This window comes from Isoptericola hypogeus, from assembly GCF_039531145.1.
Taxonomy (GTDB): domain Bacteria; phylum Actinomycetota; class Actinomycetes; order Actinomycetales; family Cellulomonadaceae; genus Isoptericola; species Isoptericola hypogeus.
Map to the genome: position 1 here is coordinate 1,724,457 of NZ_BAAAPM010000003.1, position 23,278 is coordinate 1,747,734.

Genomic DNA, 23,278 nt, shown 5'->3' on the forward strand with positions numbered 1-23,278 from the left:
GTCGGTGAGATCCGACTTCTCTCTCGATAAGGGGCGATAAGGACAAGCCGTATCGTCGAGAATGGTCTCGCTCGCGCGTTCGGGTGGCGCTCGTCACACCTTCTCCCTAAGTTGGCTCGCGGACCTTTGCGTGATGTTCGTCCAGGCAAGTCTCGGAGGGGGAGACGATGCGGAACGACCACAAGTCCACGCGGACGGGCTGGCTCTCACAGCGTGGTGAGGCCGCCAGGGGCCGGGCGGCGCGCCGCACGGCGGCCGCCACCGCCGCCTTCGCGCTGGTCGCGACGACGACGGTGATCGCGACCTCCACCGTGGTGGACATCGCGACCGCCCCGCCCGCCCGGGCCGACTTCGCCGACGGAGGCGAGGGCCGGTTCCTCGGCGGCGTCGACTGGATCAACTGGGGCACCGACGGCACCCCGATCACCGCCGGCGAGTCTCGGACGAGCACGCGCACCATCGGCGGCAACACCATCTCGACGACGTGCACGATCACGTCCGTCTCCGGCGACAGCCTCATCGCCTACCGCCCGGGCGACTACGTCGGCGACGCGTTCGACGACCTCTACAACATCGGCGGCACGGGTACCTCGAACCAGCTCATCGCGGGCCTCGCGAACGAGACGATCACCCCCGGCGGCCAGACGACGTTCGACTTCACCTGTGCGTCGAACATCGACGGCTTCCCGATCGAGCTGGCCGGCCTGATGGTCGCGGACGCGGAGAGCTCGAACACCGGCAACCCCAACCGCGAGGACGAGTTCATCACCGCGGTACCCACCCAGGACGCGACCTGGCGCATCGTCGACCGCTACCGCGGCGAGGGGTGCACGACGGCGGTCCAGGCGACGCTGGCGGGCAGCACGCTGACCCTGGCGCCTGACGCGCGCGAGTGCAACGTCGTGAACCAGACGCCGGGCCCCATCGCCGTCGGCTTCATGGAGGGCGCCACGAGCGCCACGGTGACGCTCCAGGGCGGCGGCCGCAGCGCGGTGGCCCTCGGCGCCGTGGCGCTGGCGGACTTCGGCGACGCCCCCGAGAGCTACGGTCCGGCCGGCGCCCTCGCCGCCCCGGACTGGAGCGGCGGCGACCTGCCGCAGGGGACGACGGACGTCTCGACGGAGGGCTTCGCGCTCGGTGCCCCCACGGCCCCGGAGATCCGCCTCGGCGAGAGCGTCGACCCGGAGTCGGGCTACCTGGCGAGCCCCGACGCGACGGGCGACGACGCCGACGCGTCCCTCGGCTTCAACGACGAGGACGGCGTCACGCCACCGGACGTCATCGACACCGCGCCCGGCGAGGAGTACTCGCTCGACGTGGTGTGCGCCGGCGACGCCTTCGTGGCCGGCTGGATCGACTGGGAGGCCGACGGCGCGTTCGGCGGCAACAGGTCGGACGTCGTCCCGTGTGCGGGCGGGTCGGCCACCCTGACGTGGACCGTCCCGGACGACGCGGTCGAGAGCCTCGACGCCCCGACCTTCATGCGGCTGCGGATCGCCCCCGGCGTCGCCGGGGCAGGGCAGCCCACGCTCATCTCGCCGGGAGGCGGCGAGGTCGAGGACTACGCGGTCAACGTCGACGTGCCCGTCCCCGAGCTGACGATCACCAAGACGGCGGAGCCCAGCTCGGTCGTGGCGGGCGAGACCGTCGACTACACGGTGACCGTGGAGAACAGCGGCGAGGTGGACTACACCGCCGACGCCCCCGCGACGTTCACCGACGACCTGACCGAGGTGCTGGACGACGCGACCTACAACGACGACGCGGCGGCCGACGTCGGCACCACCGACTACGCGGAACCCGAGCTGTCGTGGTCCGGGCCGCTGCCGATCGGCGAGACGGCGACGGTCACGTACTCGGTGACGGTCGACGACCCGGTCGCCGGCGACAGCGTGCTCACCAACTCCGTCGTCGGGCCGGAGGAGTCGAACTGCGACGACGGCACGGAGGAGGGCTGCACCACCGACGTGCCGGTCCGCGACCTGGAGATCGTCAAGACCTCCGACCCCGCGGACGAGGCCCTGGCGGGCGGCACCGTGGAGTACACGGTCGAGGTGACCAACACCGGCCAGTACGCGTACACGGCCGACGACCCGGCGACGGTCACGGACGACCTGAGCGAGGTGCTCGACGACGCGACCTACAACGACGACGCCGCGGCGAGCGTCGGCGAGGCGACGTTCAGCGACCCGGAGCTGTCGTGGTCCGGCCCGCTCGCGCCCGGAGAGACGGCGACCATCACGTACACGGTGACGGTGAACGACCCGCTGACCGGCGACGGCGAGCTCGTCAACTCCGTCACCGGGCCGCCGGAGTCCAACTGCCTCGACGGCACCGAGGAGGACTGCACCACCGTCGTGCCCGTGCGCGCGCTGGCGATCGTCAAGTCGTCCGACGGGTCGGGCGAGTCGATCCCGGGCGACGTGGTGACGTACACGGTCACCGTGGAGAACACCGGTCAGGTGCCGTACACCGAGGCCGACCCGGCCGAGATCACGGACGACCTCACCGAGGTGCTGGACGACGCGACCTACAACGACGACGCCTCGGCCGACGCCGGCGAGGTGACCTACGCGGACCCGGTCCTGTCGTGGAGCGGCGAGCTTGCGCCGGGAGACACAGCGACGGTCACCTACTCCGTGACGGTGAACGACCCGCCCACCGGCGACGGCGTCATGGAGAACGTCGTCCTGGGGCCGGACGAGTCGAACTGCACCGACCCCGGCTCCCTCGACCCGGACTGCGTGGAGCCGAACCCGATCAAGGACCTGGAGATCACCAAGACGGTCGACCCGGCCGACGAGGTGCTGCCGGGCGGCACGGTCGAGTACACGATCACCGTGGAGAACACCGGCCAGGTGCCGTACACCGCGGACGACCCGGCGACGCTCACCGACGAGCTCACCGAGGTGCTGGACGACGCCGTGTACAACGACGACGCCGCGGCCGACGTCGGGGAGGTCACCTACGGCGAGCCCACGCTGTCGTGGAACGGCCCGCTCGAGCCGGGCGACGTCGCGACGATCACGTACACGGTGACGGTGAACGACCCGCTCTCGGGTGACGGGACCCTCACCAACGCGGTGGTCGGCCCGCCGGAGTCGAGCTGCGACGACGGCACGGAGCCCGGCTGCACGACGGACGTGCCGGTGCGCGCGCTGGAGATCGTCAAGACCTCCAGCCACCCGATCGCGGTGGTGCCCGGCGAGACCGTGGAGTACACGGTCGAGGTGACGAACAGCGGCCAGGTCGCCTACACCGACGCCGACCCGGCGGTCGTCACGGACGACCTGTCGAGCGTGGTGGACGATGCGACCTGGGACGACACCGCGACCGCCGACGTCGGCGAGGTGACGTTCGCCGACCCGACGCTGACCTGGACGGGCCCGCTCGAGCCGGGGCAGACGGCGACGATCACGTACTCCGTGACGGTGGACGACCCGCCCACGGGCGACGGGACGCTGGACAACGCCGTCACCGGGCCGCCGGAGTCGAACTGCGACGACGGCACCGAGGAGGACTGCTTCACCAGCGCGCCGATCCGCGAGCTGCTGATCGAGAAGTCCGCCGACGTCGCGCAGGCGATGCCGGGCGACGTCGTGACCTACACGGTCGAGGTCACCAACACCGGCGAGTTCCCGTTCGGTGAGGTCCTGCCGGCGCGGTTCGACGACGACCTGACCGACGTGCTCGACGACGCCGTCTACAACGACGACGCGTCGGCGGACGTCGGCGAGACGACCTACGAGGAGCCCACCCTGCACTGGGAGAGCCCGCTCGGGGTCGGCGAGACGGCGACCATCACGTACTCGGTGACGGTGAACGACCCGGTGTCGGGCGACGGCGACCTGGACAACACGGTCTCCGGGCCGCCGGTGTCCAACTGCTTCCCGCTCGACGACGACCCGCCGTTCCCGGCCCCCGAGTGCCAGGTGGTCGTGCCGATCCAGGCGCTCGCGATCACCAAGACGGCCGAGCCGTCCGAGGTCATGGCCGGTGGCGAGGTGGACTACACCGTGACGGTCGAGAACACCGGCCAGGTGCCGTACACGGACGACGCACCCGCGACGTTCACGGACGATTTGACCGGTGTCACCGACGACGCTGAGTACAACGGCGATGCCGAGGCGGACATCGGCGCGGTGACAGGTGACGGTGATCCCGAGCTGACATGGTCCGGGCCGCTCGAGCCGGGCGACGTCGCGACGGTCACGTACTCGGTGACGGTGGCCGACCCGCTGACGGAGGACGGCGACCGCGTGCTGGACAACTCGGTCACGGGGCCGGAGGAGTCGAACTGCGACACCGGTGACGAGGACGGCTGCCACGTGCCGGTGCCGGTGCGCGACCTGACGATCACCAAGACCGCCGACCCCGTCGACCAGGTGGACGCGGGCTCGACGGTGACGTACACGGTGACGGTCGAGAACACGGGCGGTGCCGACTACACGGCGGACGACCCGGCGTCGTTCACGGACGACCTCACGGCGGTGCTCGACGACGCGACCTACGACGACGACGCGAGCGCCGACGTCGGCGAGGTGACGTACGCCGAGCCGGAGCTGGCGTGGAGCGGTCCGCTGCCTGCGGGCGAGACGGCGACGGTCACGTACTCGGTCACGGTCAACAACCCGGTCTCGGGCGACGGCACGCTGACCAACGCCGTCGTCGGGCCGGAGGAGTCCAACTGCCTGCCCGATGACGAGGGCGAGCTGCCGGAAGAGTGCGCCACCGACGTACCGGTGCGGGCGCTGTTCCTGGAGAAGACCTCCGACGGGGCCGCGGGCGCCCGCCCGGGCGACACCATCACGTACACGGTGACGGCGACGAACACGGGCCAGGTGCCCTACACCGACGCCGACCCGGCGACGTTCGACGACGACCTCACCGAGGTGCTGGACGACGCAGTCTTCAACGACGACGCCACGGCGGACGTCGGGACGGTGTCGTTCGCGGAGCCGATCCTGTCGTGGGCCGGTCCGCTGGAGCCGGGCGAGGTCGCCACGATCACCTACTCCGTGACGCTGAACGACCCGCCGACGGGCGACGAGAACGTGTTCAACGTGGTCCTCGGGCCGGGCGAGTCGAACTGCACGGACCCGGAGTCCGACGACCCGGACTGCATCGAGCCGGACCCGGTCAAGGACCTGGAGATCCTCAAGACCGCGGACCCGGAGGGCGCGGTGACCGTGGGTGACACGGTGACCTACTCGGTCGCGGTGACCAACACGGGCACGGGCGACTACACCGAGGACGACCCGGCGTTCTTCACCGACGTCATGGAGGGCGTGCTGGACGACGCCGTCTACAACGACGACGTCGCCGCCGACACCGGCTCGGCCTCGTTCGACGACGGAGAGGTCGCCTGGTCGGGCGCGCTCGCGTCGGGCGAGACGGCGACGGTGACGTACTCGGTGACGGTGAACGACCCGATCAGCGGCGACGGCACGCTGGCCAACGCCGTCCTCGGGCCGCAGGAGTCGAACTGCCCGGTGGAGATGCCGTCCGGTGGGGGTGGCGGGGCTGCGCTCGGGGTCTCGACGGCGATCCCGCAGATGCCGCCCGGCTGCCAGGTCCTCACGCCGATCCGGTCGTTCGAGGTGTCGAAGACGTCCGACACCACCGAGGCGGCCCCGGGCGACGTGGTGACCTACACGGTCACGGTGACGTCCACCGGGACGGCACCGTACACGGACGACGTGCCGGCCGGGTTCTCGGACGACCTGAGCGACGTGCTGGACGACGCGACGCCGACGGGAACCCCGGCGGCGAGCGCCGGCGAGCTCAGGTACGACGAGCCGGTGCTCGAGTGGCGTGGGCCGCTGGAGGTGGGCGGCAGGGTGACGGTGACGTACCCCGTCCAGGTCGACGACCCCGACGAGGGTGACGGCACGCTGGTGAACGTCGTCGCGCCGACCGACGGAACCGGCGGGCGCTGCACCAGCGACGACGACTGCACCACCAGCACCGCCGTCACGCCGGGTCCGGACACGCCCGCAGGGCCCGGCATCCTGCCCCGCACGGGACCGGAGTGGATCGGGACCCTGCTGGCCATCGCCACACTGCTGATGCTCGGCGGCGGGCTGCTCTACCGGTTCGGAAGCCGCCGGGAGGAGTAGCGCGGGACCGTGCCGCACCGGGCCCGGTCAGGACACGCTCCTGACCGGGCCCGGCTGCGTCGAGCCCGACAGCGTCGAGCCGGAGCCGTCGGAATGGGCACCGAGGAGCGAAATTCCCGTTCGGCGCGCCAAAGACCCAGATGTCTGGCAACTTCGGTAGGGGGTGCTCGCGCACGAGGTCGCGCGCGAGCTTTGCACCGAGGTGGGAGGGGCACTGATGGTGGAGGGTCGCAGGTCGGGGGGCCGGACGGCGCGTCACGGGAGGAGGCGCCGGGACGGGCGGCGGTTCGGCCGCGGCTGGTCCGTGCTGGGCGCCGTGGCGCTCGCGCTCCCCGTGCTGCTGGTGCCGGCGACGTCGGCGTCCGCGGCCGAGTGGGGCATCCAGAAGCAGGTCACCAGCGGGCCGGGGCCGTACGAGCCCGGGGACAACGTGGTCTACGCGATCCAGATCTCCTGCTCCGACCCGAACAACGACCCCTGCATCAACAGCGTGATGACCGACGTGCTGCCCGACGAGCTGATCCTCGTCGACGCGACGGTGAGCAGCGGCGACGGCGACGTCGTAGCCGACCCGGGCACCAATACGGTGACGTACACCGACGATTCGACGAACAACGGCTCGCAGGCGCTCATCACGGTCACGGCGCAGGTGGACCCCGACCTCCCGTTCAGCGAGAACGGCGTGCCGATCCCCAACACGGCGACCGTCGACGGCGACAACACGGAGCCGGCGTCGGACGACGTGGAGATCATCCCCGTCGTCGAGCTCGCGCTCGACTCGGAGACCGCCAAGACCATCGAGCCCGAGGGCGCGCTCGCCGAGCCGGGCACCCCGGCCACTATGACTCTCGAGGGCACCAACACCTCCAACGCCCCCGTCGACACGCTCGTCGTGCAGGACCCGGTGGACCCGACCGCCGACCCGAACCCGTTCACCTACCTCGAGTACGCGAGCACGGGCGACATCGACCTGCCGCCGAACGCGGACACGGTGGAAGAGGAGTACTGGGACGGCGACTCCTGGGAGCCGCTGGACGACACGGTGGACCCCACCACGGTGCAGGGCGTGCGCTACACGTTCAGCGGCGACATCCAGCCCGGGGCCACTGCGACCATCCCGGTGAACGTGCAGCAGAGCGAGGCGGTCACCGAGCTCAACGACCCGACCACGATCACCAACGACACGTCGTCTCTCGTGACGCTCGACGACGCGCAGTCCGACCCGGTCGAGGCGGAGGACACCTACCTCATCACGCCGCCTGACACGAGCGTCACGGCCTCCAAGAGCTTCGACCCTGCCGAGGTGAGCGCGGGAGACCCGACCACGGTCACCCTGGGCGCCACGAACACCGGCACGCCCGTGGACACGATGACGATCATCGAGCCAGCACCGGGGACCGACAGCCCGTTCGAGGGCGAGGACCCGATCACCTTCACCGGGTGGGGCACCGACGGCGCGGGCGCCGGCGTGGTGTGGCCCACGGGCGCGACCGAGGCCACGGTCACCTTCACCTGTGCCGACGGCTCGACGCCGAGCGACAGCACCACGACGGCGAACACGCTGCCCGACCCGCCGGCCGGCTGCGAGGTGGTCGGGTTCACCATCGAGTACACCGGGACCATCGTCAACGGTGGCGCGGCGACCGTCCCGTTCACGGCGGACACCGACCCTGACCAGACCCCGGACAACGTCACGCACCCCAACGAGATCGAGGCCGACGTGCCGAGCGCCGACCCGGCCACGGCCGACGCCGAGCTCGTCACCCTCGTCGACCGGCTCGCGACGGACATCGAGAAGATCGTCACGCCGTCGACGATCCCGGCCGTGCCGGGGCAGAGCGTGGTCGTGCAGCTGCCGAGCTCGCTCCTGCCTTTCGGGCCGGACGGTTCGACCACCGAGGCGAACACCTTCGTCGTCCAGGAGCCGGTGGACCCCGAGAACCCGGGCGAGTTCTGGGAGAACTTCGAGGCCACCGGGGTGCGCAGCACCGACGTGCCCGCGAACGCGACGCTTACCGTCAACTACTGGGACGGCGACTCCTGGGAGCCGGCGCCCGGCTGCGGCCCCACGGACGGCCCCGCCACGGTGAACTGTGACCTCCCCGCCGGCGCCGAGGGCGTCCAGTTCGTCTTCACCTCCGAGGACGGATTCCCGCCGGGTACGGAGTTCCAGCCGAACTTCACCGCGGACTACACCGGCCCGACGGACCGCGACGCCCCGATCGAGAACTGCGGCTACTCCGCGGCGTCGGCCGACAACATCGACATGACCGAACCGGTCGAGGGCTGCGACACCGTCGACCCGTTCCCCGTGGACGGCGAGGGCCCGGGCGACTTCATCGACAAGACGATGCTCGGGGACCCGGCGACCGTCCGGGCCCGCACGGACGACCAGGTGACCGCCCAGATCACGTGGTCCACCGGCGGGTTCTCGGGCGTGGACCCGATGGTCATCTCGGACATCGAGAACCCCGAGGCCACGGCGATCGCGGACTCGTTCTACGACGCCTTCAACCTGGTCAGCGTGGACCCGATCGATGCGTCGGTCGACCCGCTGATCCAATACGACCAGGTCACCAGCGTCGAGCTGTTCATCGACGGAGCGTGGGTCGAGGCGTCGGGGGACCCCTGTCCGGAGGCCTGTGACGGCACGTTCCCCGGGTACACGCTGACGGCCGAGGAGCAGGAGTCGGCAACGTCGGTGCGCCTCACGTACATCGAGTCGCCGTCGCGGTCGGCGAACCCGGCCGACCCGACCGCCCCGGCGGCGGGCGAGGGTGTCGCACGGTCCACGCAGTCCGACGGCCGCCACCTGGACCTCACGTTCCAGGTGCGCGACTTCAAGCGCAGCGACCCGACCGAGGCGGTGCTCGGCGCGACCTCCGGGACGATGTACAACACCGACACGGCGGGCGTCGTCAACGACACCGCCGAGGGCACGGCGACGTACGACGGCGAGGACTTCACGGCCGCCGACGCCGACACCGCCGAGATCCTCGACGTGCCGCTCAACGTGACGGTGGACAAGGAGTGGACCGGCGGCCCGCTGTCCGTGCCGCCGGCCGGCACGCCGGACGAGTTCTACCCCTCGACCACGGTGACGGTCACCGGCACCAACAACTCGGCCGCCAAGATCGAGGAGCTGCGGCTCGCCGACCCGGGCGCGCAGGACTCCGACGACGTGCAGACGGCGGACGGCACCCCGCCGTTCGACGCCTTCACCCTCACCGCGATCGAGCTCTCGCCGCCCACGGGCACCGAGGCCACGACGGTGACCCTGACCTACGACGACGACACGACGGACACCTTCACCGAGGCGGAGGCCGAGGCGCTGGCGCCCGAGGACCTCGTCGACGTCGTGGGCGTCGAGGTCGCGTACGACGGCCTCGTCGAGCCGGGCGCGGCCGGCACCATGGACCTCACGCTGCAGCTGCGGGAGACCGACCGGTACACGGACGCCCCGATCACGGTCGCGGACTACAGCCCGGTGCCGAACGGCGCCGTCGCGACCCTCGACGACCCGGGCGGCACGGGCGGCGACGTCCGCCAGGCGTTCGACGACGCGGACATGGTCCTGCAGGACGCCGCGATCGCGCTCGACGTCACCAAGTCGTTCGACCCCGACACGATCGTGGAGCCCAACAACGGGGTGGGCCCCGACGGCGACACGCCCGTGGTCATGACGCTCACGGGGCGGCCCCTCGGCCCGTCGCGCAGCGTCGAGATGGTGCTGACCGACGACGACCCGCAGTTCTGGAACCAGTACGACTTCGTCGGCTTCGACCCGAGCGCCGGCCTGGTGAACCCGATCGACCTGGTGCAGGTCGACGTGTTCACCGGCGGCACGTTCTCCGGTGAGCCGGGCTCGCCCGACCCGGTGACGGTGACGGGTGGCGACTGGGTCGAGGGCACCCCGTCCAGCACCTTCGCCCTCCCGGCGGGGGTGGACCCGGCCGACGTCCAGGGCCTGCGGTTCACCTTCAGCCGCGCGGACGGGGACATCTGGGAGAACCCGGCCACCCCGACCCAGCCGGTGCCGATCCAGATCCTGCGCCGCGACGAGATGCGTTCCGGCGGCGACGTGCAGCACGACCTGGAGGGCAACCCGACGGCACCGGGCGAGACGGCCCCGGGCGTCGCGAGCAACTCCGTGCAGGGCAGCACGACCGGCGCGGACCTCGTCGTCGACCCGGAGACCGGCGACCTGGTGCCCGTCTCGAACACCGACGAGGCCGAGTCCTCAATCCTCTACCAGCACGCCACCAACGGGGTGACGATCGTCAAGGACTTCGCCGACGACGTCACGGGCGGCACCCAGGCGCCCGACGCGACGTTCCCCATGAACATCACGTTCACGAACACCGGCGACCGGCCGATCGTCGACCCGGTGGTCAGCGACCCGATGCCGGTGGACGACGACGGCGCCCAGCTCGAGCTGGCCGACGACGTCGACGAACCCTTCAGCTATGCGCTGGGCGGCGTCGCCGACCCCGACCCGAGCACGCCGGACCTGCCGAACGACGCAGCTGACGTGACCGTCGACCAGGAGGGCAACCTCGAGAGCCTGGGGTTCACGTTCCCCGCGGGCTCGGTGCTCGAGGTCGGGCAGAGCTACACGATCACGGTGCAGGTGCAGTTCCGGCTCGGTCTCGCGCCGCAGACGCTCGTGGAGAACACGGCGGGCGTCACGGGCGACCGGCCGTGGGACGAGTGCTCGCCGACCCTGAACCCGGAGACCGGTGCCTGCGAGGCCAGCGCGGACGTCACCCCGACGGGATCGGCGGCGCTCCAGCAGCAGAAGTTCGTCAAGGCCACGGACGACGACGAGCTCGACGTCATCGTCGACCCGGCGGAGACCGACCCGCCCGACGAGTGCACGACGAACGCGTTCGGCTTCTACGCGTACCCCTGCACCCCCGTCATCGCGCCGGGGCACGACGAGACCTGGCGAGTCCGCGTCGACAACGTCGGCAACCTGCCGATGAGCAAGCTCGTCCTGTACGACCGCCTGCCCGTGCCCGGGGACACCGGCTCCTACGCGGGCGCGGCCCGCGGCTCGGCCTGGCAGCCGATCCTCACGAACGATCCTCCGCCCCAGTTCGTCAACGTCCCGGACGACGCGGAGACGACGTTCTACTACTCGACCACGCAGGACTACTGCCGGGACGACATCGAGGACCCGCTCAACGAGCCGATCTGCCCGACGGACGACCCGGAGTCGGGCTGGGTGGAGCTCACCGGCGACGAGAGCGACGAGGTCTACCAGTCGATCACGGCGCTCAAGGCGGTGGTGATCTTCGCGGAGGACAACCTGTTCCAGCCCGGCGACGCCGTCGCCCTCGAAGGCACCACGACCACGCCGCCGGTGGCTCCGGAGGCCGGCGACCGGTCGATCGCCTGGAACTCAGCGGCTGCCTCCGGCGTGACGGTGGCACCCCAGGGCAACTTCAACCTGCTGCCCACCGAGGGCGTCAAGGTGGGCGTCGCCACGGCCACCGGCCCGCTCGAGGTGAGCAAGCTCGTGACGGGCGAGGGCGCGCAGTACGCGCCGGACTCGTTCGACCTCATGGTCGAGTGCACCTCGGCGGTCGGGACGTGGGTGGAGACGGAGCTCGATCCCATCCCCATCACCGTGACGCCGGGGACGCCCGTGACCGTGCCGAACCTGCCGTACGGGGCCGAGTGCACGCTGACCGAGGACCCGTCCGCCGGGCAGACCGAGCTGGTCGTGGGCTCCGTGACGATCGGCGAGTCTCCCGACGTCGTGACCCTCGCGGCGATCAACGTGTACGACCTGTCGAGCATCGAGATCTCGAAGGAGGTCGTCACCGACGCCGTGGACCAGGACGGCGAGCCCGTCCCGTTCGGCCCGTTCGAGGCCACGGTGGAGTGCACGTTCCTCGGCGAGGACGTGTACGCCGAGGGCTACGGCCCGGACAACCCCATGGTGGTCACCATCACCGACGGCGAGACGGTGACCCTGACCGGGCTTCCGGTGAACTCCGAGTGCACCGTGACCGAGACCGGCACGGGCAACGCATCCTCGGTGACGATCACCGTCGACCAGGGGCTCCCCGGTCACCCGGTGACCACGGACGGGCCGTCGACGGACCTCACCCTCACGCGTGACGTGGTCGGCGCGAGCACCAACGAGGTCACGCTGACCAACACGTACGACGTCGGCTCGCTGCACCTGCTCAAGGAGGTCACGGGCAGCGGCGCGGACGAGTTCGGAGACGGGCCGTTCGTCTTCGACGTCGTGTGCACGTATGACGACGACGGCGACGGGCCGGGCGAGGCACGCACCGTCTACGACGACTCGGTGAGCCTCGGCGGGGTCGACCCGCTCGAGGCGACGATCGACAACCTGCCGGCGGGAGCGGAGTGCGTCGTCACCGAGACCGACGACGGCGGCGCGACGAGCACGACGCTCGACCCGGAGGACGGGACCGTCACGATCGGCTCCGGCGAGACCGTTGACGTCACGGCGACCAACGAGTTCGACCTGGGCACGATCCAGGTCGACAAGGAGCTCGCCGGTCTCGGCGCGCTGTACGGGCCGGGGCCGTTCGAGGTCGAGATCGCCTGCACCTACGAGGGCGAGGATGTCGAGATCCCCGGCGGCGCGACCCGCACGCTCCTCCCGGGCGACCCGGTGCTCTACGAGGGGTTGCCCGTCGGGGCCGAGTGCACGATCACCGAGACGGACACCTTCGGGGCGTCGTCGACCACGATGACCGTCGACGGCGGCGAGCCGATCGACGGCACCAGCGCCGACGTCGTCGTGCCGCCGGCCGAGGGCGGCGAGCCCACGGCCGTCGAGATCGTCGTGACGAACACGTTCGACACAGCCCCGCTGGAGATCACCAAGGTCGTGGACGTCGAGGGATCCGAGTTCGCGCCGCCGATGCCGGACCTGCCGGACCCGCCGGTCCGGCCGACCCCGCCGATCACGGACGAGGAGCTCGCGGACTACCTGGCCGAGCTCGAGGAGTACCTGGCCCAGGTGCCGTTCGACGAGTTCCCCTACGAGGTGTCGCTCGCTTGCACGTTCGAGGGCGAGGACGTGCCGATCCCCGGCGGGGAGACCCGCCGGTTCGGCCCCGGGTTCCCGGCGCTGTACTTCGGGCTCCCGGAGGGCGCGGAGTGCACCATCACCGAGACCGACCAGGGCGGCGCCACTTCGGTGACGATCGAGCCGGAGACGGTGACGATCACGGACACCGGCAGCCCGCTCACCCCGATCCCGGCGACGATCACCAACACCTACGACGTCGGGCAGTTCAGCGTCGACAAGGTGGTGGACGGTGACGGCGCGGAGCTGTGGGGCTCCGGTCCGTTCGAGGTCACCGCGACCTGCACCTTCGAGGGCCAGGAGATCGAGGTCCCTGGCGGCGCGGCACGCACGATCGAGCCGGGCACGTCCGTGCTCTACGACGGCCTGCCGGTCGGCGCGGACTGCGTCGTCACGGAGTCGATCGACGGCAGCGCCACCGCCGTGGAGATCTCCACCACCGTGGACGGCGGGGAGCCGGGAGAGGTGGTCGTTCCCGCCGCGGGCGACGAGACAGTCGGTCTCACTGTGACCAACACGTTCGACGTCGGGTCGGTCGTGGTGGACAAGGCGGTGGACGGTGACGGTGCTGAGGCGTGGGGCGCCGGTCCGTTCGACGTGCAGCTCGCCTGCACGTTCAACGGGAACGACATCGAGATCCCGGGCGGTGCGGTCCGCACGCTCTCGCCGGGAGACGCCGTCAGCTACGACGACCTGCCGGTCGGGGCCGAGTGCACCGTCACCGAGCCCGACGACGGCAGCGCGACCAGCACGACGATCGAGCCGGAGACGGTCACGGTCGCCGCGCAGGACGCCGAGCCGGTGACGGTCACGGTGACGAACACGTTCGACCTCGGCCAGGTTCAGGTGGACAAGGAGCTCGCCGGGCTTGGCGCGCTCTACGGTCCGGGGCCGTTCGAGGTGGAGCTCGCCTGCACGTTCAACGGGGCCGAGATCGAGATCCCCGGTGGCGCGACGCGCACGCTCACGCCGGGCAACCCGGTCGTCTATGACGGCCTGCCCGTGGGAGCCGAGTGCACGGTGACGGAGACTGACACGTTCGGGGCGTCGTCCACGAGCGTGTCCGTGGACGGCGGCGACCCCGTGGAGTTCGACGGCGACGCCGACCCGTTCGTGCCGCCGTCGGCGGACCTCGTGGTGCCAGGGAACGAGGACGGCGAGGTCACGTCGGTGGACGTCACGATGGCGAACACCTTCGAGACCAGCCCGCTGGTGGTGCAGAAGGTGGTGGACGGCGACGCGGCCCAGTTCGCGCCGCCGATGCCGGACTTCCCGCCGCTGCCCACGACTCTCGACGAGCTGGCGGACTACGACTTCAGCGCTATCCCGTTCGAGGCGTTCCCGTACCAGGTCGAGCTCTCCTGCACGTTCGAGGGCGAAGACGTGCCGATCCCCGGCGGGGAGACCCGGCGGTTCGGTCCTGGATTCCCCGGCGTGTACTTCGGGCTCCCGGATGGCGCGGAGTGCACCGCCACGGAGACCGACGAGGCGGGCGCCACGACCGTGACGATCGCGCCCGAGACGGTGACGGTCGACGACGAGGCGTCCTTCCAGGATCCGGTCACGGAGACCGTCACCAACACCTACGATGCGGGGTCGATCACCGTAGAGAAGGTGGTGGACGGGCCGGCTGCGGAGTTCGTGACTGCACCGTTCGAGGTGTCGCTGGCGTGCACGTTCGACGGCGAGGAGATCGAGATCCCCGGCGGGGCCACCCGCACGGTGACCCCGGACGAGCCGGCGGTCTACGACCAGCTCCCGATCGGCGCCGAGTGCGTCGTGACGGAGACGGACGCCGCGGGCGCGACGTCGTCCACGGTCTCCACGACCGTGGAGGGCGGCGAGCCGGGCCAGACCGTCGTGCCGACAGCGGATGCGGACCCCGCGACGGTCACCGTGACCAACACGTTCGACGTCGGGTCGATCGCGGTGGACAAGGTGGTCGACTTCGAGGGCGACGCCTACGACGTCGGTCCGTTCGAGGTGACCCTGGAGTGCACGTTCCAGGGCGCGGACCTCGAGATCCCGGGCGGCGCCGCGCGGGAGATCACCGGTGGCGAGACCGTCATGTACGACGGCCTGCCGATCGGCGCCGAGTGCGTGGTCACGGAGACGGACGACGGCGGCGCCGAGTCCACGACCGTCTCGGCCGTGGAGTCCGGCGACCCGGGCGCGGCGACCGTCGCGGCGGAGCCGGCGTCGGTGACCGTGACGAACACCTTCCCGGAGCTGCCGCCCCCGCCTGCTCCCGAGCAGCCGGACGGTACCGACGGCGGCGGCATCCTGCCGCGGACCGGCGCGGACATCCTCCGGCTCGTGGGCCTCGTCATCCTGCTGACGGCGACCGGCCTGGTGCTGGTGAACGTGCGCCGCCGCCGCCAGGGCTGACAGCCGTCACCTCCGGTCGAGCCTGTCGAGACCCGGTCTCGACAGGCTCGACCGGCGTCCGGGGGCGTGCAAGCGGGGTCGGTCGTACGTTCACGGTGAGGCGCTCTACCCGGGCGCCGCGGTCGAGGAGGGAGCGTCACCATGACCATCGAGGGCGTCATCACCGCGATCATCATCGGCGCGATCATCGGCGCGCTGGGGCGTCTGCTGGTCCGCGGCCGGCAGAACATCTCGATCATCGTGACGATCCTTGTCGGGATCGTCGCGGCGCTGCTGGGCACCTTTGTCGCGAGCCTGTTCGACGTGCGGGACACGGGCGGCATCGACTGGATCGAGCTGCTCTTCCAGGTGGTCCTCGCCGCGATCGGCGTCTCGATCGTCGCCGGCACGATGGGGCGCCGCGACACGACCTGACCAGTGTTCTGAGACGAGGGTCACCCGGCACTTCGTTGCACTGAGTGCAACTAGCGTCCTACTGTCGCCTGGTGTCCCCGACCCCGTCCCCGCGCGCCGACGACCCGACCGTCGGGCGCCGGGCGCAGCTCAAGGCCCGCACGCGCCGCGACCTCGTCGACGCCGCGGCGGGGCTGATGCACGACACGGAGGGCGTCGACTTCTCGGTCGAGGACCTCGCCGCGCGCGCCGGGGTCTCCCGGCGCACCGTCTTCAACCACTTCCCGTCGCTCGACGACGTCGTGGCGGCCGTCGGCGCCGACGCGTTCGGCACGGTCCGCGACGCGCTCCTCGCCGCTCGCCCGCCGGAGCCGCACCGGGACGACGCCCACGCGCGGCGGGCCGCCGTCCTGGACGACCTCGTCGGCGCCCTGCGCCGCGCCGACCTCGTGCGGCCGATGGCCTCCCTCACGCGCGGCCTCGGGCTGGCGGGGGAGTGCGCCGACGCCGCCGTCGTGCCGCCGCACCAGGCGATGCTGCTGCTGCGGTCGCTCTCCGAGGTCAGCGAGCGCGTCGCCGACGACCTGGTGAGCCGCCACGCCGGCGTCGACCTGCTCGACGTCGAGCTGCTGGTCGCCCAGACGATGAGCAGCCTCGTCGTGCTGCACCGGCACTGGTTCACCCGCACGGGCGCCGCGTCCGACGCCGCCGCGCGCGGCGTCTGGGCCGACCTCCTCGCGCACCTCGCCCCCGCGCTGGCCACCGCCACCGCCCCACCCGGCACTCCCGCAACCGAAGGACACCATGGCTGAGCTCCTCTACCGCCTCGGGCGGTTCGCGTCCCGGCGCGTCAAGACCGTCATCGCCGCCTGGATCGCCGTGCTCGCGATCGCGGGCGTCGGCTACGCCGTCGGTGCCGGGACGCTGTCCGACAGCTTCTCCATCCCGGGCACCCCCACCCAGGAGGTGACCGACCGGCTCGCCACCGAGATGCCGGAGGCCGCGGGCGGCACGGGCACCGTCGTGCTCAGCACCACCGGCGGCGAGGCGTTCACCGCCGACCAGCAGGACCAGGTCGCGGACGTCCTCGCGGACGTCGAGGGCATCGACGGCGTCGAGGCGGTCGTCGACCCGTTCGCCACCGAGGCCGACCGCGAGGAGCAGGCCGACCAGCTCGCCGACGGCGAGCAGCAGATCGCCGACGGCCGCGACCAGCTCGCGGACGGCCGGGAGCAGCTCGACGCCGGCCAGCAGCAGCTCGACGACGCGCGGGCCGAGCTCGAGGCCGGCCAGGAGCAGCTCGACGACGCCCGCGCGCAGGCCGAGGCCGCGGGCCAGGCGGAGTACGCCGCCCCGCAGCTCGACGCCCAGCAGGAGCAGCTCGACGCCGGGCTCGCCGAGCTGGACGCGCAGCAGGACACGCTCGACTCCAAGGCCACGGAGCTGGAGGACGGCGCCGCCGAGCTCGACGAGCAGGCCACCCAGCTCGAGCAGGGCAGGGAGCTGCTCGACCTCTCCTCGGGCATCAGCCTCGTGTCCGACGACGCCTCGACCGCCGTCTCCACGGTGATGTTCACCGACGCGCAGATGGACCTCTCCCAGGAGACCAAGGACGCCGTCATCGACACGATCGACGACGGGGTCGCGGACGTCGACGGGGTGCAGGTGGACTTCGGCTCCGACATCGCCCAGGAGACCCCCTCCGTCGTCGGGCCGGGCGAGATCGTCGGCCTCGTCGTGGCGGCTATCGTCCTCGTCGTCATGCTCGGCACGCTCATCGGCGCCGGGCTGCCGCTGCTCACCGCGCTGATCGGCGTCGGCGTCGCCGCGCTGGGCGCGCTCGCGTTCTCCGGCGTCGTGCAGATGTCGTCCGTCACGCCGGTGCTCGGCCTCATGCTCGGGCTCGCCGTGGGCATCGACTACGCGCTGTTCATCGTCAACCGGCACCGCCACCAGCTCAAGGAGGGCTACGAGGTCCGCGAGTCGGTGGCCCTCGCCAACGGGACGTCGGGGAACGCCGTCGTCTTCGCAGGGGCGACGGTGGTCATCGCGCTGCTCGCGCTCAACGTCACCGGCATCCCCTTCCTTGGCCTCATGGGCACCGTCGGCGCGGCCTCGGTCGCCGTCGCGGTCCTGGTCTCGGTGACGCTCACGCCCAGCCTGCTGTCGGCCATCGGCCTGCGGATCCTCAGCCGCAAGGAGCGCGCGCGCCTCGCGCCGGCCGCCCCGGCCGACGCGCAAGGCCCGCACGCGCACGCCGCCGAGCACGCGGCCGCGGAGCCCGCGAAGCCGCTCAGGCCGATGCGCACGTCCGTGGCCGTGGGCCGCGTCGTGCTCGGCGTCGCCGTCCTGGGCGTCGTCGCGATCCCGGCGCTGGACCTGCGGACCAACCTCCCCGACGGGTCCTCGGCACCCGAGGACTCCACGTCGTACGCGGCGTACACGACGGTCGCCGACGCGTTCGGGCCGGGCGTCAACGGGCCGCTGCTCGTGGTCGCGGACCTGCCCCAGGCGGTCGGTGAGGAGGACGAGGTCGCGACCCAGCTCGCGATCGCCACCCAGCTCGCCGCCCAGGACGACGTCGTCGCCGTCGCGCCCGCCGGGACGTCGGACGACGGCACGGTGATCGCCTTCCAGGTGGTCCCCGCGGACGGTCCGACCAGCGAGTCCACCGAGCAGCTCGTGCACACGCTGCGCGGCCTGTCCCCGCTGACGATCGACGCCGAGGGGACGAACGGCGCGTCCGTGACGGGGGACGTCGAGATCGGCGTCGCAGGCGCGGCGTCGGGCAACATCGACATCTCGCAGAAGCTGTCCGACGCCCTGCCGCTGTACCTCGGCGTGGTCATCGGGCTGTCGCTGCTCATCCTGATCGTCGTGTTCCGGTCGATCCTCGTGCCGGTGATCGCGACGCTCGGCTTCGTGCTGTCCTACTTCGCGGCCCTCGGCGGCGTGGTGGCGATCTACCAGTGGGGCTGGCTGTCGAGCGTCTTCGGCGTCCACAACCCGGGGGCGATCCTCAACTTCCTGCCCACGATCCTCGTCGGCATCCTGTTCGGCCTGGCCATGGACTACATGCTGTTCCTCGGCTCCGGCATGCGGGAGGCGTACGCGCACGGCGCCCCGGCGCGCCTCGCCGTCGCCCAGGGATTCCGGGCCGGCCGCTCCGTGGTCACAGCGGCGGCGATCATCATGATCTCGGTGTTCGGCGGGTTCGTCTTCGCCGAGGACGCGATGATCCGGTCGATCGGGTTCGCCCTCGCGTTCGGCGTGCTCGTCGACGCGTTCGTCGTGCGGATGCTCGTCGTGCCGGCGCTCATGCACCTGCTCGGCGACTCCGCGTGGTGGTTGCCGCGGTGGCTCGACAAGATCCTGCCGAACGTCGACGTGGAGGGGTCGGCGCTGGAGCGCCGGCACCCGCACGTCGAGGACGGCGCCCCGGCCGACGAGCCCGTGCGGGCGACGGTCGGCTGAGCCGGCCCGTCGGTCAGGCGGGTCGGCTGAGCCGGCCCGCCGGTCAGGCGGCGGTGCCGAAGTCCCCGCGACGTCGCCCGGCGCGGACGACCGTGCCCTCGGGGACGACGGCGTCCGGCAGCACGACGGCGCCCGGCTCGACTCGGATGTCCTCGCCGAGCCGGGCGTGGGCGCCGATGCGGGCGCCGTCGCCCACGACGCCGCGGACCCCGACGTGCACGGCGTCCCCGATGTGGGCCCGCGGGCCGACGACGGCGTCCAGGTCGATCCAGCTGAAGCGCCCGACGCGGGCGCGCGCGGCCACTCGCGCGCCCGCCTCGACGTACGCGCCGGCCTCGATCGTCGCGTCCGGGTGGACGGTCGCGTAGGGCGACACGTAGCCCTCGCCGTTCTCGTGCTTCAGGTAGCGCATGACGTTGCCCGCGTCGTCCTCGACCTGAACCTTCCGGGGGATTCGTCGCACGGTTCTCCTCACTCATGCTCCGGGTGCGTGCTTGTGACATAACGAACGAGCGCGCGAAGGGATTCCCGTACCCGGGAGTCCCACAGGATCGAGCCCGTGCCGGGCCGGGTCTCGGCTGTGCTGCTCGGGCTCGCCGTGTGCACGCCCGATGCCGGCACCTCGCCCGTCGGGACCTCGCCCGGCGGGACCCCGCCCAGTGGCGCGCCCCGGCTCCGCAGGGCTGACGCGGTCGCCGCCGGTCAGGCGGGCCCGGGCACCGCGCCGCCGGCGACGAGCCGGACCGCCCGGAGCGCGGCGTACAGCTCCGCCGCCTGGCTGGGACGCGCGACGGAGCGCCCGGTCAGGTCCTCGATGCGCCCGAGGCGGTAGCCGACGGTGTTGCGGTGACAGTGGAGCATCCGTGCGGCCTGGGCCGTCGAGCCGTCGGCGCGGAACCACGCCTCGAGCGTGTCGAGCAGGTGGCCGCGGTCGGGCGAGTCGGCGAGGGCTCCGAGGACGGTGGACCTCATCTCGGCGGCCTGCTCGGGATGCGCGACGAGGAGGACGTCCACGGGCGCCGCCCCGTACGCGTGCGCACCCGCCGTGGCCGGGGCGACGCACTCCAGCGCCACCCGTGCCTCGCGGAGCCCGCGGTGGATGTGGGCGACGGTCGGGATGCAGCCGGAGATCCCGACCCGCCCCGTCGCGGCGGCCTCCACCAGGTCCGCGGCGCCCGCGACCTCGAGGTCGTTGCGGCACGCGACGACCCCCACGTGCTCGGCTCCCCAGGTCGACCAGGTGGACCGGATACCCCGGTGGCGCAGACGTGCCTCGACGTCGGGGAGCGGGTCGTCGCCGGTCGCGTCGAGCTCGGCGGACACGACGAGGTAGCGGCCCTGCTCGGTGAGGCCGAGCGTGCGGAGGATCCCCGCGGCCTCGCGGAGCGGGGTGTCGGCGTCCAGGAGCGCCACGAGCATGAGGCTGCGCGAGTGCTGGCTGCGGCGGTCGCGCTCGTCGACGACGTCACGGTACGCGTCGGCGGCGGCGTTCGAGAAGCGGTCGATGATGCCCCACACGTCCGACGAGGCCCGCAGCAGCTCCTCCGACCGGTGCCGGGACGCCGCGCCCGTGACCACCTCGTCCCACAGCGCCAGGCCTGCCAGGCGATAGGCGTGCAGGAGGCTGGCGAGCGGGATGCCGTGCTCGGCCTTGAGGCGCCCCGCGTCGCGGGCCGGTCGGAGGTCGTCCGGCGCGCCGCTCATGCTGCGCAGCAGCGCCTCGATGTTGACGGCGACGACGCGGTCGAGGGCGCCGTCCGGGAGGGCGGACTCGGCGTACGCGTGCTCGCCCGCCAAGATCTGCGCCACCACGCGACCGGTGACGTCGTGCACCGAGCCCAGGAACTCGCGGAACAGGTCGGCGACGGGCGGGAGCGGGGCGGCCACCCCCACGGCCACGTCCTCGTGGATCGTCATGCGCGCCAGGCTACAGGCCGTCGGCGCGCCGGCCTTGTGCCGCTGCACAAACTTCCCCCGACAACTGGGGGCACCCGCCCATGGAGGTCCGCCCTCGAGGGGCCGAGACTCGAGTCACGATCGAAGGAGATCCATGACCACCATCGCGAGCTCTTCGCCGTCGGCCGCGGCCGACCGCACCACTCTGAGCGACCCGGAGCGCACCGTCCTCGACGCGACGATCGACGAGCTGGCGGCGGGGGAGCGGCGCTGGGCGGCGACGCCGCTCGCCGAGCGGGCCGCCCTCCTCGCCCGCACGCACGCGACGATCGCGGCGTCCGCCGCGCGCTGGGCGACGACAGCCGGACGGATCAAGGGCCTCGACCCCGGTTCGCCGCTCCTGGGCGAGGAGTGGATCTCGGGCCCCTACCCGGCGCTGACCGGGTTCGGGCAGCTCGCCCGCTCGCTGGAGGCGCTGGCCTCCGGCCGCAGTCCGCTCTCCGGCGCCCGGTTCGGCACGGCGCCCGGCCGGCGGGTCACGCTGCGTGTGCTGCCGCACAACGCGTACGAGTCGGTCCTGCTGCACGGGTTCCGCGCGGAGGTCTGGCTGCGGCCGGGCGTCGCGGCGTCGACCGCGAGGTCGCATGCGGGGCTCGCCCAGCACCACCCGAGCAGGACGCAGGGCGTCGCGCTCGTGCTCGGCGCGGGGAACATCACCTCGATCGCGCCCCTCGACGTCGCCTACGAGCTCGTCGCGCACAACCGGGTCGTGCTGCTCAAGCTCAACCCGACGCTCGACGACCTCGAGGCGGTCCTCGTGGCGGCGCTCGCCCCGCTGATCGAGGCCGGCGTCCTGCGCATCGTGCGTGGCGGCGCCGAGGCCGGCGCGTACCTCGCGCACCACCCCGGCATCGCGCACGTCCACATCACCGGGAGCGCCGTCACGCACGACGCCGTCGTGTACGGCCCGGGAGAGGACGGGCGCGCGCGCAAGGCCGCCGGCGCGCCGATCCTCGACAAGGAGATCACGAGCGAGCTCGGCGGGGTCGCCCCGGTCGTCGTGGTCCCCGGCGACTGGTCCGAGCAGGACCTGCGCTACCAGGCCGAGCACATCGCCACCATGCGGCTGCACAACGGCGGCTACAACTGCATCGCGGGCCAGGTCGTCATGATCAGCGGGGACTGGGCGCTCAAGGACGCGTTCCTCGCCGCGCTGCGCGAGGCGCTCGACCGCGCCCCCGCCCGGCCGGCGTGGTATCCCGGCAGCGACGCGCGGCTCACGGCGGCGACCACGTCGTACCCCGACGCGACCCGGCTGGGGGACGGCGGCTGCCGCGTGCTCGTCGAGCTCGCGGACGGGGCGGACGCGACCGCCCTCGAGCGCACGGAGTACTTCGCCCCGGTCCTCGGCGTCGTCGAGCTGCCCGGCACCGGGCAGGCGTTCCTCGACGCGGCGGTCGAGAAGGCCAACCGTGACCTCACCGGCACGCTCGGTGCGAACGTCGTCGTCGCCCCCCAGGACCGCAGGGCCCTCGGCGCCGGCTTCGGGGAGGCGATCGCGGCCCTGCGCTACGGCACGATCGGCATCAACGCGTGGACCGGCGTCGGCTACCTCACCGCGACCGCGCCGTGGGGCGCCTTCCCCGGGCACACGCTCGACGACATCCAGAGCGGCCGCGGCGTCGTGCACAACGCGCTGCTCGTCGACGCCACCGAACGCACCGTCGTGACCGGCCCCTTCCGGCCGTTCCCGCGGTCGGTCGCCCACGGCGAGCTCGCCCTGTTCCCGAAGCCGCCGTGGTTCGTGACGGCGCGCAGCGCGGCCGGCACCGGTCGTCGGCTCGCGGCGTTCGCCGCCAGACCCGGCTGGCTCCGGATGCCGGCCGTCTTCGCCGCAGCGTTCCGCGCCTGACCGCACCCGCCGCCGACGCCG

General features: G+C 72.2%; 8 protein-coding genes. 6 read left to right on the forward strand and 2 right to left on the reverse strand.

What is annotated here, in order from left to right:
- Window positions 1-167: 167 nt before the first annotated feature.
- The 5 genes from ABD254_RS10050 (at window position 168) to ABD254_RS10070 (ending at window position 19,449) form a co-directional block, all read left to right on the forward strand.
- Entirely contained in the window at window positions 168-6,119 is a 5,952-nt protein-coding gene (locus ABD254_RS10050; RefSeq protein ID WP_344248094.1) for a CshA/CshB family fibrillar adhesin-related protein, read from the forward strand.
- 304 nt (window positions 6,120-6,423) lie between these two features.
- Window positions 6,424-15,582, forward strand: coding sequence for a DUF5979 domain-containing protein (locus ABD254_RS10055; RefSeq protein WP_344248096.1), 9,159 nt, complete (start codon window positions 6,424-6,426; stop codon window positions 15,580-15,582).
- 141 nt (window positions 15,583-15,723) lie between these two features.
- Window positions 15,724-15,996, forward strand: a complete 273-nt coding sequence (locus ABD254_RS10060; protein WP_344248098.1) for a GlsB/YeaQ/YmgE family stress response membrane protein — start codon at window positions 15,724-15,726, stop codon at window positions 15,994-15,996.
- 71 nt (window positions 15,997-16,067) lie between these two features.
- A complete protein-coding gene (locus tag ABD254_RS10065; RefSeq protein ID WP_344248100.1) occupies window positions 16,068-16,787 on the forward strand; it encodes a TetR/AcrR family transcriptional regulator in 720 nt (239 codons plus the stop codon).
- Window positions 16,780-19,449 (forward strand): MMPL family transporter, encoded by a 2,670-nt coding sequence (locus tag ABD254_RS10070; RefSeq protein ID WP_344248102.1) that lies wholly within the window; start codon window positions 16,780-16,782, stop codon window positions 19,447-19,449. Before ABD254_RS10065 ends, ABD254_RS10070 begins: the two co-directional genes overlap by 8 nt.
- 43 nt (window positions 19,450-19,492) lie before the next feature.
- Here ABD254_RS10070 and ABD254_RS10075 read toward each other — a convergent pair whose 3' ends face one another.
- Together ABD254_RS10075 and ABD254_RS10080 are read right to left on the reverse strand one after the other, a co-directional pair.
- Entirely contained in the window at window positions 19,493-19,912 is a 420-nt protein-coding gene (locus ABD254_RS10075) for a transferase (RefSeq protein ID WP_344248104.1), read from the reverse strand.
- A 239-nt stretch (window positions 19,913-20,151) separates the two neighbouring features.
- Complete coding sequence (locus tag ABD254_RS10080; RefSeq protein WP_344248106.1) at window positions 20,152-21,366, reverse strand: PucR family transcriptional regulator; 1,215 nt, start codon at window positions 21,364-21,366, stop codon at window positions 20,152-20,154.
- Between the two features lie 133 nt (window positions 21,367-21,499).
- Between ABD254_RS10080 and ABD254_RS10085 the strand changes: the two genes are divergently transcribed.
- Window positions 21,500-23,257 carry an aldehyde dehydrogenase family protein gene (locus ABD254_RS10085; protein ID WP_344248108.1) on the forward strand — a complete coding sequence of 586 codons (1,758 nt, stop codon included), beginning with the start codon at window positions 21,500-21,502 and terminating at the stop codon, window positions 23,255-23,257.
- Window positions 23,258-23,278 lie beyond the last annotated feature (21 nt).

Excerpts from the sequence above, each read along its gene's own strand:
- ABD254_RS10060 (WP_344248098.1), top strand. The coding sequence starts at position 15,724 with ATGACCATCGAGGGCGTCATCACCGCGATCATCATCGGCGCGATCATC.
- ABD254_RS10050 (WP_344248094.1), top strand. The coding sequence starts at position 168 with ATGCGGAACGACCACAAGTCCACGCGGACGGGCTGGCTCTCACAGCGT.
- ABD254_RS10085 (WP_344248108.1), top strand. The coding sequence starts at position 21,500 with ATGACCACCATCGCGAGCTCTTCGCCGTCGGCCGCGGCCGACCGCACC.
- ABD254_RS10080 (WP_344248106.1), bottom strand. The coding sequence starts at position 21,366 with ATGACGATCCACGAGGACGTGGCCGTGGGGGTGGCCGCCCCGCTCCCG.
- ABD254_RS10070 (WP_344248102.1), top strand. The coding sequence starts at position 16,780 with ATGGCTGAGCTCCTCTACCGCCTCGGGCGGTTCGCGTCCCGGCGCGTC.